Here is a 13,397-nt window from a genome sequence, read left to right as displayed (position 1 = left end):
GATGCTCAGTTCGATCCACCACACAGGAAGAAGCACAACCATGTCGACCTCGCTCTCGGGCAAGACCGCCCTCATCACCGGCTCCACCAGCGGCATCGGCCGCGCTACCGCGCTGTTGCTCGCCTCCCACGGTGCGCACGTCATCGTCTCCGGCCGGGACACCGGCCGAGGCGCCGGGACCGTCGCCGCCATTCAGGACTCGGGAGGATCCGCCACCTTCGTGGCAGCAGACCTGTCCGACCTCGCCAGCGTCGCCGAGCTTGCTCGCCTCGCTCTCGAGGTCACCGGGCGCGTGGACATCCTCGTCAACAACGCCGGCATCCTGCCCTTCGGGACGAGCACCGACCTCACCCCTCAGCAGTTCGACGACATCTACGACATCAACGTGAAGGCCGTCTTCTTCCTCGCCACCGCCCTCCTCCCCACGATGGTCGAGCACGGCGAGGGCAGCATCGTGAACCTCTCGACCACTCTCGCGACGAAGGGATTCGCCGGTTCCTCGCTCTACGCCTCGAGCAAGGCCGCGGTCGAGACGCTCACCAAGGTCTGGGCAGCCGAGTTCGGCCCCCAGGGCGTTCGCGTCAACGCTGTCAGCCCCGGCCCGATCGCCACCGAAGGACTCGCCCCGTTCGGAGATGGCGCCGCCGTCTTCTACAACGGAACACCCGCCAACCGCCTCGGACAGCCCGAAGAGATCGCAGCGGCCGTGTCGTTCCTCGTGGGCGAGGACGCAAAGTACATCCACGGCGTGATCCTCCCCGTAGATGGCGGCGCAAGCATCTGGTGACTCGCGCCTGCCCGGGGGAGCGGCCGCTACTGGAGGGACGAGGTGGCGGCGGCACGATCGAGGTAAATTCGTAGTCAGTGCCGCCTCTGCGAACGGGCGTACCGCGACGATGAGGCCGCCGCAGCAGTCGCGTGGACCGGGCCGCGCACCATTGCCGTCGTCAACGGCAAGGGCGGAGCGGGGAAGACCCCCATGACAGCGATGCTCGCGGCCGTCTTCGCCCATTACGGCAGCTCGACCCTGGCGTGGGACAACAACCCGTTACAGGGGACCCTCGGCTGGCGCACTGAACAGGCCGTTGATCATGATTCGTGCGTCACGAGTCGCCTGAGCGAGTCGCCTGAGCTAGTCCGCCCGCGGCAAGGCCTGTCCGGTCGCGATAGGTCAGGCGCTGGTGGGTCCTGGCGTGTCGTGTTGGGCGTGGCCGGTGTGGGGTCTTGGGCTTCGGGTGCAGCTGGCAGTCGCTAGAACACCTAGCCTCGATCTTTCGCGTGGAGCCTGCCCCCGGAGGCCGACACGGGTCGTGGATGCACCGAAGTGCCTGCTCTGCAGGTGATCATGCTGCTTGTCGAAGGCACACGGCCACCACGCGAAGAGGCACTTCGTGAGTGAAGACTAAACCCCGCCCCCACCGACTGACCATGACTGCAGACGGCGAGTCCCTAAGTGGAGTCCACCAGAGTGGTGTACGGCGCCCCCGGTGAGTGAGGGCGTGTCCACCCATCAGGTACCGCGTTGGGTAGGGCGCTGACTCCGCCGGTGTGACCGGCGCTCGCGGGTTAGTGGCTGGCCTGGGTCATGGCGGGTCCTTCGGTGGGGAAGTCCAAGGGGATGGGGCGAGGTGTGGGGGTGCGCGAGTGGCGTGGGTCGTGCGCAGGCCTGGGTGCCCTGTGGGGCGTGGCGTCTTCGCTGAAACGGGCTCGGTAGTGCTGCGCCTGTTGAACCCGGTAGCCGGCGTTGGCTGAGCGGCCCGGGCTGGCCTTGAGCTGAGGTGTCAGTTGGCGGGGTGTTGGGTGACGATGAGGGTGAGGTGAGGATCTCGCCCGCTGAGCGCACTTGAAGCAGCCTCTGCGGCAGCTTCAGGAGTGGTGGAGGTTCCACGGCTGGGGGCGGGCACCAGCTGGAGTCCGTCGCGTTGCCGACCCGCCAGCTGGTCTGCCAGCTGGCCTGCGGGGGGCCGGGCGAGAGCGGCGAGGTAGCCGCTGCCGACGGGCGAGCCGGTCCCGGGGCGGGGGACGGGTTCGCTGACGATGCTGATGACCGGTGCAGACGGCTGAGCAGCCTGGAGTTGAGCAGCCTGAAGCTGAGCGGCACGCAGTTGGCGGTCTGTGACTTGTGCGGTCTCCAATGCAGCCACCTCCAGATGGGTGCCTGATCCTGCGGCGTAGCCGGCGAGGTAGCCGAAGAGCGTGGCGGCAGGGACCGCAGCCAGGAGCAGGACGGCGCGTTCGCTGGGCTTGGCGTGGGCGAGCAGCGGTACGAGGGTGAGGGTGGCGAAGGAGGCCAGGCCAATCATGGTGGCGCGGCGTGCATCGATGCGGCTGCCGCGGGTGGTGATGCGGGGCACGTCGTGACTCCTGCCTGCTCCCGGTACCAGCTGCACCTTCCCGGCCCGGGGTTTAACCCGGTGGGTCAGCGAGCTGTCGCCTTCTCTGTGGACTGAGCCTGCCACACCGCGGCGTTGAGAGCACGGGCTGTAGGGGCGCCAATGCCTGAGCTCGCGGTTCCGGTTCGAGGTGATCGATCGTGTCGTCGCTGATGAAGTCCCCTCGGTAGGTGATCAGCTCATCGATCACGCTCATCGATCAAGGTAGCGATCACAAACCCGGCCGGTCGCCCCCATCACCTGCCCTCCCCGGGCGGCCAGCTCCACACCTCCAGCCCCCCGGACCGTCAACCCCCACCGGCGCTCGCAGGCGGGGGCTGGCTGGTACTGGGCCGGGCTGGGCCGCCCGGGCCGCCCTGGGGGGTCAGTGGGCGTCTTCGTAAGCGCGCAAGACAGTCGGGCTGATACGGCCGCTGGCAGGAACGGAGTGACCGTTGTCCAGAGCCCAGGTGCGGATGATGCGGTGATCAAAAGTGAGGGTAGTGCGCTTGTAGTTGTCGCGATGACCGATCGTCTTAGCTCCGGTGCGGCGGGCGTGCTGGATGAACACGTCGAGACCGGCGCGCAGTTGCTGGGCGTGCTCGGCACTGAGGTCGATCTCGTAACCGGCGCCCTCGAGGGTGAACACGATGCGTTCAGTAACGTTGCTGGTGCCGTCGACGTCATCGATCAGTTGCGTGGTGGTGCGGGTGGCCATGGGGCCATCGTGACAGATGTCGAAGCATTGAAGCTGAGCATCAGCGGATCCTGCAGCGGGGCCGCCAGCCCTCGAGAAGAAAGAGTTTCTCCACAACATGGAAGCAACGGCGGTTCGAAACTCGAACTCATTACGCGTCATAAGCGGTGGATTTAGGTCTGGTCAGCGGGAAGAACCGGTTGCTGGGCAACGAACCCCTGGACGAGGAACGGCCCGAGACGAAGGGGCGTCTCGGGCCGTTCACGGGTAAGAATTCGAGACCAGAAACCTCTTCAAGCCTGGTGGGCTCAGTGCTCGCTGAGGTAACCCGCGAACTTCTCCGAGGTCGCGGTGTTGACGGCGCCTTCGTCACCGAAGACCAACCCGGTGCTGATCGCGTGGTCGTCGGAGAGAACGTCCAGCGCGGCGGCGGTGGCGGTGTCGAGGTGGTCGCCGGGGGTCAGCAGCAGCGGTCCGCCGAGCTGGCTGAGGACCGCGGCGCCCACGAGAGCGTCGGGCCAGTTGGTGCCGGTCGCCAACCCGACGGTGCTCACCGCACCCCCACTTCCACCTGCATTACCACCCGTACTGCCACCCGCACTGCCGGTGCTGGTGTTCGTGGTGGTGAGGTAGCGGGAGGCGAGCAGACGCGCAGTGTCGTAACGGTCGACCCCGACGACGGCGTTGGCGGCCGCAGCACGGGCCGCCCCGGTGGACAGGGTCGTGGCGGCGCTCGCCGCGGCGCCACCCACGGGAACCGTCCGGGCGCCGGTGGGGTCGTGGGCGCTGAGGTAGTCGCGGGTGACCTGCGGCATGACCTCGCCGTCGGTGAGCAACACCACGCCCCCGGTGCGAGCTGCGAGGGCGGAGACAGCCAGGCCGTCGGGGTGGTTGATGCCGCTGGCGAGGTAGATCGGGGCAGTAGCGGTGGCGGTGGAGGTGGCGGGGACATTGGGGGTGACCTGGGCGGTGACCTGGGCGGCGATCTTCGCGGCGGTGTCGTAGCGGTCCGTACCCGCAACCCGGCTGATCGTGTAGGTGGAGGACAGTTGCTGCAACGACTTCGTCACCGTCGGGGAGAGCGCGTCGTCCCCGCCGAGGACGTAGATGGTGCCTCCGGCCGCGAGGACGCGCCGGATCTCGGTGGCCACCGAAGTGTCGAGGGTCTCGCCACTGCTGAGCAGTAGCGGTGCGGTGCTGGCTGAGGCCAGGCGGGCACCGGCGAGGGCGTCGGCGTAGCGGGCGGAGGTCGTCAGTACCACCGAGTTCACCGACGCAGCCTTGGGGAACAGTGTCGCGGAGGCTGTGGTGGCCGTGGTGGTGCGGTCCTCACCGCCCCAGCGGTGCAGGCCCGGGGCGGGAGCCACCACCGGGCTGACCGGGGCGACTGGGGTGGGAGCCGGGGTAGGCGCGGGGTTAGGTGCCGGGACTGGCACCGGTGTCGCAGTGGGGACGACAGCGCTGGTCGGGGCGGAGGGAGTGCCGGGGCCGGAGGTGTTGATCGCTGCGACGGTGAAGGTGTAGGAGACGCCGTTGTCCAGGCCGGTGAGGGTCTGGGTGGTGGCGGTGGAGGGAAAGACGGTCATGGGCTGCGCGATGCCGTTGCGGTAGGCCACGACGGCGTAGCCGCCGATGCCGTCGCCGCCGGTGTCGTTCGGGGCCGTCCAGGACACGGTGGCGTCACCGTGCCCGGCGGTGGCCGTCACGTGGGTGGGGGCACCTGCGGGTGCGGCAGCGACGGCCAAGGTCACGGCCTGGGAATCGGTCCCGGTGGTGTTGGTGGCCTCCACGGTGAACGTAGCCGCGGTGCGGGCAGTGGGGGTTCCGGAAAGGACCCCGGTGCTGGTGTCCAGAGTGAGCCCCGCGGGCAGGATCCCGGAACTCACCGCCCACGTCGGGGTCGGGGATCCGGTGGCGGTGAAGGTGTGGGTGTAGGCGATGCCGACCGTGCCCGCGGGCGGGGCGGCGGAGGTGATCGCCGCAACGGTGGCCACGGCGGTGACGCTCAACCGCTGCACCTGATGGTTGCCCTGGTCGGCGACGTAAACGTTGCCGGCGGCGTCAACAGCGACCCCACTGGGGAAGTTAAGGGGGGAAGTCGTAGCCGGGCCGGCGATGGCTGGCCCGTTGGCGCCGGTGCCGGCGATGACGGTGAGATTGCCGGCGGTGTCGACCTTCTCGACCCGGTTGCCGCTTTGGTCGGCGATGTAGACGTTGCCGGCCGCGTCGACGGCGACCCCTGAGGGATAGGAGAGGGCTGAGGCGGTCGCCGGGCCAGGGGTGGGGGCGATACCGGCGTTTCCGTTGCCGGCGACGATCGACAAGACCCCACTCGGGTTGACCTTCTCGATCCGTTGATTGCTCTGATCGGCGATGTAGACGTTGCCGGCTGTGTCGAGGGCCACCCCCGTCGGATCGGTGAGAGAGGACGCGGTCGCGGCCCCGGCGATCGGGACTCCCCTGGCGCCGGTGCCGGCGATGACCGACAGCATCCCGGAAGTGTTGACCTTGTCGATCTGGTTGTTCCTCATGTCGGCGACGTAGACGTTGCCGCTCGCGTCGACGGCCACCCCGTACGGGAGGTTGAGGGGGGAGGCAGTGGCGGTCCCGGTGATCGTGGCGCCTGCGACGCCGGTGCCGGCGATGACCGACAGCATCCCGTGAGTGTCAACTTTTTCGACCCGGTGGTTCCTCGTGTCCGCGATGTAGACGTTGCCGGCCGCATCGATGGCCACTCCCGACGGATTGTTGAGGGGGGAGGCGGTGGCGGTTCCGCTGATCGGGATGCCTGCGACGCCGGTGCCGGCGATGACCGACAGGTTCCCGGAAGTGTCGATCTTCTCGACCCGGTGGTTCCTGGTGTCCGCGATGTAGACGTTGCCGGTCGCATCGACGGCCACCCCGTACGGGAGGTTGAGGGGGGAGGCGGATGCTTGACCGGCTGCGGAGGCACCGGCGGTACCGGTGCCGGCCACGACGGACAACGTGTAACCGGCGGGAGCCGGTGTGGCGTGGGCAGCACTCGCGGAGGCGATCAGGGAGATCGGGGCGATCGCTGCCAGCGCCCAGCACACCGCTGCGCGACGGGAACGTCGAGGCGGGCGGGTGGTCAGCGGCTGGGGTGCCGGGCTGGACGTCATGGTGCTCTATCGGTGACTGCACCGTGGGCTTGATCGTTTCGGGTGGTTTGAAGCGGTGATGGGCCCCCATTACCAGGATGGCGGTCGTTGTACGGGGTGCCAGTGGTCCCCGCTGACCGCCGTACTTCGGTGGCCAGGAGGTTTCACCCTCGCTGGGACGTTGCTGTCGGACCCTCGGTGGTGTGAAGTCGCTGGCACACCTCGGCGTGCCCGTGCGACGTTGGCGAGGTGTCTTCCGATCTTCGCCCCACGACCGAGCAGTTGACCGCGGCGCATGCCGACACCCTCCTGGTCCGGGTCCACCGCGGCACGGGTGATGACGCGGGTGCGGGCGACATGGACTGGCTGGAGGGTTACGTCGTGGCCATCGGCCGGCGCTGGCTGCTCCTGGCCCGGGTCTCCAACGACATCTGGCTCACCGGCTGGAGCGCGGTGCGCCTGCGCGACGTGAGTGTGGTCGAGCCCCGCGCCAACGCCCGCTTCACCACTGAAGCCTTGCGTCGGCGTGAGCAGTGGCCGCTGCCGCCCGTTCCGCTCGATGTGGACTTGGACTCCCGCCGGGGACTGCTGTCCAGCCTGGTCGGCGGTGAAGTTGACGGTGAGGAGGTCGTCGCGTTGCACCCGGAGCGGCGAGATCCCGATGTCTGCTTCGTCGGTGTAGTGCGTGCGGTGGGTCGGCACTGGGTAGATCTGTTGGAGGTCACCATCGCGGCGCAGTGGGAGAGGGAGACCACCCGGCGTGCGGTGGAGGCCATCACCCGGGTCGACATCGCCGGCGGCTACGAGAGCGCCCTGCGCCTGGTGGCCGGGCCGGCCCCGAGATGAGCCACGTCGTGGCAGTGGGGGGCTTGGCCGGGCCCTCGCTCCCGGACGGGCCGTTCCCGCTGACGGGTCAGCCGGTCCCGGTGCGACTTGATGGGCGGACCCGCTACGTGTGGTGGGGGCAGGACCGCCATGGCAATGACTGTCTGGCCACCCGAGAGGGGCGGTTGGTGGTCGCGGACTCTGAGGTCGATCTCCTCGGGGCGGCGGTGTCGTACGGGTGGCAGGCCACGGATGAGGAGGCGCCGGGCGAGGAGGTCGTCAACGTGGGGGTCGCGGATGAGGCCGAGGACACGGTGGTGATCGATGTCGATGAGGTTCGGGGCTGGCTGTCCCACGCGGGGAGGGCGGTGCCGGTGGCGGCGGCGCTGAACGTGTGGAACCTGGCGACTGACGTCGCGTACAGCAGAGGCTGGGTGCGGAGTGATCGGGGGTATTGGGCGGATCGGGCATACGACAAGCTGTTCGCGGCCAATGTGCCATGGGCCCTGGGGTTGGCGGCCTATCGTCCGCGCTGGACGTCTCAGGAGCTGACGGCGTTGCGTCGCATCGAAGGCGAGGCCGTGGGCCTGCTGCGGACCACGTTCACTGGCGTCTGAGACTCGCGCGGATTGCGGGATGACCGTGCGTCTCGGAAACCAGCCCGGCTTGCCCCGGCGGTGTCGGGCGGGCAGCGTCGCGGCATGACGCAGCCGCTGGAAGGCCCCTCGACCTGGGGGTTGATTACCTCGCTGCCAATACCCGGGGAAGTGGAGGCGGTACTGAGGTCGCTGGCACCCCCACCACACCCGCACGGGCGCAAGCGTCTATCGGATGACTCGCTGAGCGGGTTCTACGCTCTGGTGGACGAACAGGACGTCCGCCAACGCCTCGGCTTTGCCCCACCCACCCTGTCTGCTCTGTGCAGCTCGGAGGTCTGCGAGCACTTCGGGGCCCCGGTCTACCGGCCGCTGCCCTCGGCCGAGGACATCACCGCCGGTGCCTGGCACCACCTTTCCATCCTCTACGTCCCGCGGGCGCTGCAGTGGGAGCAGGTTCAAGCGGCCCGCGCGGTGAATCACGGCGTGACCCACCTGTCCCTGACGTATGAACCCGGCAGCGCCTGGCCCGAACACCCGCCGCTGCACCGGCCGATAGTCCGCCGATTGCCCGTCAGCGGGGACTCCCTGCGCATCGACATCGCCGGCACCCGCATCGGAGTGCAGCATCGCCTGGCTGGTCAGACACGCCTGGCGTGGGTGCACCGTGCTCCGCACGGCGTCTACAACGTCGAGGTGCTCACTCCCCAGGAGCCGGTCGCCGCAGTAGAGACGCCCATCAAGAGCTGGCACGAGACCTGACGCCGCACTCCATCAGCGGGATGACCGTGAAGTCACCGAAACCCGTAGGCCTCTCTGAGACGCTGCCCGGATGGAGAGCTCCGGGTGGGTCGCGGTCCGCTACATCTTCCGTAGCCAGGCTGAGGACCACGGTGCTGAGGTCGTCTACGAGGAGCGTGTGACGTTGTGGCGGGAGGCCGACACGGACCGGGCCATCGAGAGGGCTGAGGCGGAGGCGCAGACCTACGCGACCGAGACGACGTGGCCGCCGGATCGGGTGACGGAGTACCTGGGGCTCGTCCAGGCCTACGCGCTGTTCGATGAGCCGGTGGACGGGGCGGAGGTGTTCAGCTTGATGCGGACGAGCAACCTGGCGTCGACGGCCTACCTGGACCGGTTCTTCGACACCGGACAAGAGCGTCAATGAGATGTCGATGAGTCCACCAAGCTGGGCTGAGACCGTCTTACGCCGTGAGGCAACGTCACGCGCACCGCGGGATGACCGTGCGTTTTGCGTGCACCGCAACGTGACCGCGCCTCCCGCAGCGCGACAGGACTGAGCGCGAGGAGGTGGGTGGTGAGGACTGCAGGCACCTGCTTGTCATCAGCCCGTAAGGCTGTCCGGCTGAATCACCCGCTCGTATTTCGCGCCGGTCAAGTGTGGGACCCATACGCGGTGTGCAGACCAACCCCATCCGGAGGTCTTTCGAGTTTTCAGGCCGCGTCAGCGAGGTTCCGCCGAGCTTGCTGCAGCTCTTCGATGACGGCGTCCAAATACTGGGTGCTCGTGAAATGACGGCTGTGGGCGCTCACCCGTGGTGTGGACTGGTCGGGGTGTGGACGATGGGCCTGCGTCCGAGTGCCGAACCGACGGGCCAACCGGGCCGAGCCTTGGGTAGGGGCGCGGCGTAGCTGTTTCGGGAGCTGGTGGCCAGTCCCAGCCGGGCGAGGCCTTCGGCGAGGACGACGGCGGCGGCGACGCCGTCCACCACCGGCACGCCCAGCTCAGCGCTCAGGCGGGTCTGCAGGTAGCTCATCCCCGCACAGCCCAGGATGAGGACGTCAGCGCCACCGTCGAGGGCCCGTCGAGCCGGCGTCATGAAAGCCGCCACGGTGGCGTCTTCGTCGCGTTCCAGGTCCAGCACGGGCAGGTCCACCGCCTCCACCGTGGAGCAACGTTCGAAGATCCCACTGCTGCGCAGGCTGTCCTCGATCAGGGGGATGGTGCGGGTCAGGGAGGTCACGATGGCGTACTTCTCACCGATCAGGAGCGCCAGCTGAGCTGCGGCTTCGGTGATGTCGACGACGGGGACCTCGAGGACCTCTCGGGCGGCCTGTCGTCCGTGCTCACCGAAACCGGCCATGATCAGCGCGTCGAAGGTGTTCCCGTCGCCCTGGTAGGCCAGGACTGCGTCCAAGACGGCGGTGGCGCTGATGAAGCTGTCCATCCACCCTTCGCACGATGCCGGACCCCAGGCGGGGGTCAGCCCCGTCACGATGGTGCCGGGTGCGGCCGCTGCTCGCGCCTGCTCGAGCATGACGTCGGTCATGGTGGCGGTGGTGTTGCAGTTGGTCAGGAGAAGTCGCATGGATCGGTGCCTTTGAGTGGGTGGTGCGAGCTGTGCAGCGTCGCGGTTTGGGCATCGAGCGCTTCGGCGTGCGCGCCCGAGGAACGTTCAGACGTCACCGCAGCGTTCAGACGTCGCCGCAGCGTTCGTGAGATGGCGGCGCGACGTTTGGGGCGCGACGTTTGGGGCTCGACGTTGGTGTCCGCGGCGGGAGCCTCAGAGGTCGTTGCTGAGGGCGGATCTGGCGCCGGTGGCGAGGTCTTGGGACGTGAGTGCCGTGGAGCGCACCGTGTCGCTGACGTCGTGGCCGGGTACCGACCCAGGTACCGACCCGGGTACCGACGTGAAGGCGTTGCGCAGTTTGGCCAGCGTCGGGGCCCGCCCGGCTTCGATGTGGGAGAAGGTCAGCGACTCAGCGAGCCGGTCGTTACCGGCGCGGACGGCGTCGAGGATGGCGGCGTGGTCTTCGCTTTGGCGGTGCAGGTCGCGGTTGGCGGTGAGGTAGAACAGCCAGGTCATGCGGCCTCCGACGACGCGCATGACGCTGTCCATGAGTTCGTTGCCGGCGGCCGCGACGAGGGCCAGGTGGATGGCGCAGTTGGCCTCGGCCTGGACGAACTCGTCGTCATCAGCTTCCAGCTGGGCTTCTGCCCGGGCCACCGCAGCCTCCAGGTCGAAGGGTTCAGCGCCCGCGGCGACCCGCCGCGCGGCACCCGCCGCGGCGGCGGTCTCCAGGCCGAGGCGGGTGTCGAAGACGTTGTTGATCCGCTGCTCGGTCCAGGTCGCGACCACGGCGCTGCGTCGGGGGGTGACCTCGATGAACCCTTCGTGTGCGAGCAGTGGCAACGCCTCGCGTACCGGCACCCGGGACACTTCCAGGTCAGCGGCTAGACGGGTCTCGTGCAAGACGCTGCCCTGGGGGTAGTGCCCTTCGATGATGGCCCGGCGCAGCCGCTGGTGCAGCTGCACGGCGAGCGGGATCGCGACTGTCTCCCGCTTGCCCATGGCTGGAGCCTAGCCAGCGGCGACGGTAGCGCTGAAGACGGTGGCGCTGGAGAGGCTGGCGGTGAAGCGGTCGTCGATCAGCGTGGCGTGGCTGGGGGGTGTGGGCACCAGACCACCCTCGGCCAGGATCCTGCTCCACCGTTCGCACGCGGCGGGGTCGGCGACGGTGGTGGCCCACACCTCACTCGCCCGCATCTCCTCCACGGCGCTGCGCAGGACGGTGAGGTCACCGTCGGGCCAGCGCGATACCAGGATCTCGTCGATGACGCTCGCCTCGACCTCGGGCAGCACCTCCATCGCTTCGGCGATCGCGGCGCTGAAGCGCCCGGCCCGGTCGCTGAGCTCTTCGAGGCGGTCGGTGCGGCAGTAGTAGACGCTGTTGGGCATCGTGCCGCCGCTGTCGAGGTGGCGGAAGACGATGGTTCCCGCGCCGGTCGCCTCGAGAGTCTTGGCGGTGACGAGGTCGGCGATGATGGCGTCACCGGTCCCGGCGCCGAAGAGCTCCACGAGCATGGCGGTGGAGAGGTCGCGGACGAAGCGGATCGCCGCGACGTCGACGCCGGCTTCGCGCAGTAGACCCGCGGTGAACTCATACGGCGCGCTGCCCCCGGCTCCCGGGGCGAGGACGACCTTTCCCTCCAGGCTGGAGAGGGTGAACTCCTCCGCCTCGGGGGTGCGCTGCACGATCGCCATGGGGAACTGGTTGTTCAGCTGGCAGAAGACGCTGAAGTGGCGGGGGCCGTTGGCATACATCGCGGGGACCCAGAGGCCGCCGAGGGCGATGTCGGCGGCGCCGGAGTCCAGGTCGTCCAGGACCCCGGTCCAGGGGTCGCAGGCGACGGTGGTGACCTGTAGGTCGCGTTGGGCGAAGAGGCCGATGTGGTCGGCGAGGTATTCGGGGAGGTAGTTCAGTCCGTTGGCGGTGGCGGAAACGGTGAGTTGATCCATGAGGTGCTCCTTCTGTCGGTGCGTCGAGCTGGTTGGTGCGTCGAGCTGGTTATTACCTCGAACGGTGGTGGGGTTCTTCAGACGGCGGCCCGCACGAGGACCTTGGCTTCGTTGACCTCTTCCAGGGTGCGCCCGCGGGTTTCGGGGGCGAAGCGGGAAGCGACGACGAGCAGGGCGTACATCACTGCGACCATGCCGAACACTCCGGCGAAGCCGTGGGAGTGGAACAGGGCGATCGCGGCGAAGGGCATGACGGCGCCGGCGACGTTGCCGATCCCGTTGACGATGGAGGTTCCGCTGGCGCGGATCGCGGTCGGGTACAGCTCCGGGGACCACACCGCGAGGGTGGTGTTGGTGATCATGGTGAAGAACTGGAACACCGCACCCAGGATGAGGATGGCCAGGGTCGCGTCGGCGAGGAGGGCGAAGGCCAGTGCGGTGAGGCAGCCCAGGGCGGCGGCGCCGCCCACGACGGTTCGGCGCCCGAGTCGGTTGGCTACCAGTGCTGCGGCGCAGGCTCCGAGCAGGGAACCGACGTTCATGATCATCGTGTAGAGCAGGCTGTCGCTGATGGAGTAGCCACGCCCGACCAGCATCGTCGGCATGAGGAAGTTCAGCGTCACCTGGGAGCCGAAGGCCATCCAGGACGCGAACCCGATGACCACGGTGCGGGGCAGGACCGCGCGGGCGAACACCGCGCGCGGGGAGGCGGTGACCTGGCGCTGCGGGATGTCCGCGGCGCTCAGCGGGCCGTCGATGACTGCGGTGGGTGCCTTCAGGGAGTCCGAGGTCAGGATGGCGAGGACCTGGTTGGCGTCCTGGACGCGTCCCTGGGAGAGCAGGTAGCGCGGGGATTCCGGGAGCTTGCGGCGAAAGACCACGATGAGCAGGGCGGGCACGGCCAGGAAGACGAACGTCCAGCGCCAGACCGCGCCGTCACCTCCGAGGCTGGGGGCCAGCGGGCCCAGCAGCAGGAAGAAGAGGCCGTAGGCGAGGAAGTTGCCGACGCCGCCGGAGCCGATGTTCAGGGTCGCCACCAGGGAGCCGCGGTGGCGGGTCGCGACCATCTCCGAGAGCATCGCGATGCCGATGGTGAACTCCCCGCCCAGGCCGATGCCGACGATGAAGCGACTCGCCAGCAGGACTTCGTAGTTCATCGCGAAGGCGCTGATCAGGCCACCGAGGGTGTAGACGAGCAGGTTCGCGCCCAGTGCGGTGCGCCGGCCCCACCGGTCGGCGATCCAGCCGCCGAGTAGGCGTCCGACGAGGCCGCCGAGGACGGTGGCGGTGTTGATGGTGGTCAGGTGGGTGTCGTCGAGGTTGAGGGAGCCTTTGATGTTGGAGGCCATCGCCCCGACGGAGTTCTGCTCGAGGGTGTCGAAGAACATCCCCGCGAGGATGAGGGCCATCACCCAGAACTGGGCCTTGGTGAAGCGGCTGCGGTCGAGGGCGGCCGAGAGACCGGCCGGTGCGTCCTGGAGCTGGTGCGGTGCGGTCATGGGACGTCTCCTGGGAGTCAGGGCGTC

The 13,397-nt window shown here is 68.6% G+C and carries 13 protein-coding genes; 6 read left to right on the top strand and 7 right to left on the bottom strand.

Going from position 1 to position 13,397, the window contains the following annotated elements; genetic code table 11:
* Window positions 1-40: 40 nt before the first annotated feature.
* Together SJY07_RS00305 and SJY07_RS00300 are read left to right on the top strand one after the other, a co-directional pair.
* A complete protein-coding gene (locus SJY07_RS00305) occupies window positions 41-787 on the top strand; it encodes an SDR family NAD(P)-dependent oxidoreductase (RefSeq protein WP_380156161.1) in 747 nt (248 codons plus the stop codon).
* Between the two features lie 66 nt (window positions 788-853).
* Entirely contained in the window at window positions 854-1,255 is a 402-nt protein-coding gene (locus tag SJY07_RS00300) for a ParA family protein (RefSeq protein WP_380162066.1), read from the top strand.
* Between the two features lie 526 nt (window positions 1,256-1,781).
* Here the strand turns inward: SJY07_RS00300 and SJY07_RS00295 are convergent.
* The 3 genes from SJY07_RS00295 to SJY07_RS00285 all read right to left on the bottom strand — a co-directional run bounded on the left by SJY07_RS00295 (window position 1,782) and on the right by SJY07_RS00285 (window position 6,044).
* Complete coding sequence (locus tag SJY07_RS00295) at window positions 1,782-2,354, bottom strand: hypothetical protein (RefSeq protein ID WP_380156159.1); 573 nt, start codon at window positions 2,352-2,354, stop codon at window positions 1,782-1,784.
* Between the two features lie 403 nt (window positions 2,355-2,757).
* Entirely contained in the window at window positions 2,758-3,090 is a 333-nt protein-coding gene (locus SJY07_RS00290; RefSeq protein WP_380156157.1) for an Lsr2 family protein, read from the bottom strand.
* Window positions 3,091-3,377: 287 nt separating this feature from the next.
* Entirely contained in the window at window positions 3,378-6,044 is a 2,667-nt protein-coding gene (locus SJY07_RS00285; protein ID WP_380156155.1) for a cell wall-binding repeat-containing protein, read from the bottom strand.
* Window positions 6,045-6,437: 393 nt separating this feature from the next.
* On the opposite strand from SJY07_RS00285, the gene SJY07_RS00280 reads away from it, so the two are divergent.
* The 4 genes from SJY07_RS00280 (at window position 6,438) to SJY07_RS00265 (ending at window position 8,777) form a co-directional block, all read left to right on the top strand.
* Window positions 6,438-7,034, top strand: a complete 597-nt coding sequence (locus tag SJY07_RS00280; RefSeq protein WP_380156153.1) for a hypothetical protein — start codon at window positions 6,438-6,440, stop codon at window positions 7,032-7,034.
* A gap of 167 nt (window positions 7,035-7,201) precedes the next feature.
* The gene (locus tag SJY07_RS00275) at window positions 7,202-7,630 is read left to right on the top strand and encodes a hypothetical protein (RefSeq protein WP_380156151.1); all 429 of its coding nucleotides are present in this window, start codon (window positions 7,202-7,204) and stop codon (window positions 7,628-7,630) included.
* Between the two features lie 84 nt (window positions 7,631-7,714).
* Window positions 7,715-8,371: a hypothetical protein gene (locus tag SJY07_RS00270; RefSeq protein WP_380156149.1), complete on the top strand. Its 657-nt coding sequence runs from the start codon at window positions 7,715-7,717 to the stop codon at window positions 8,369-8,371.
* A 70-nt stretch (window positions 8,372-8,441) separates the two neighbouring features.
* On the top strand, window positions 8,442-8,777 hold the full coding sequence (locus SJY07_RS00265; protein WP_380156147.1) for a hypothetical protein: 336 nt from the start codon (window positions 8,442-8,444) through the stop codon (window positions 8,775-8,777).
* Between the two features lie 382 nt (window positions 8,778-9,159).
* Here the strand turns inward: SJY07_RS00265 and SJY07_RS00260 are convergent, their stop codons facing one another.
* From SJY07_RS00260 to SJY07_RS00245, 4 genes are all read right to left on the bottom strand, one after another.
* A complete protein-coding gene (locus tag SJY07_RS00260) occupies window positions 9,160-9,939 on the bottom strand; it encodes an aspartate/glutamate racemase family protein (protein ID WP_380156145.1) in 780 nt (259 codons plus the stop codon).
* A 195-nt stretch (window positions 9,940-10,134) separates the two neighbouring features.
* The gene (locus SJY07_RS00255) at window positions 10,135-10,923 is read right to left on the bottom strand and encodes a GntR family transcriptional regulator (protein WP_380156143.1); all 789 of its coding nucleotides are present in this window, start codon (window positions 10,921-10,923) and stop codon (window positions 10,135-10,137) included.
* 9 nt (window positions 10,924-10,932) lie between these two features.
* Window positions 10,933-11,871: an ABC transporter substrate-binding protein gene (locus SJY07_RS00250; RefSeq protein WP_380156141.1), complete on the bottom strand. Its 939-nt coding sequence runs from the start codon at window positions 11,869-11,871 to the stop codon at window positions 10,933-10,935.
* 77 nt (window positions 11,872-11,948) lie between these two features.
* A complete protein-coding gene (locus SJY07_RS00245; RefSeq protein WP_380156139.1) occupies window positions 11,949-13,370 on the bottom strand; it encodes an MFS transporter in 1,422 nt (473 codons plus the stop codon).
* Between the last annotated feature and the right edge of the window lie 27 nt (window positions 13,371-13,397).

Source organism: Kineococcus sp. R86509 (assembly GCF_042466365.1).
Lineage (GTDB): Bacteria > Actinomycetota > Actinomycetes > Actinomycetales > Kineococcaceae > Kineococcus.
This window is presented reverse-complemented; position numbering and strand designations above follow the sequence as displayed.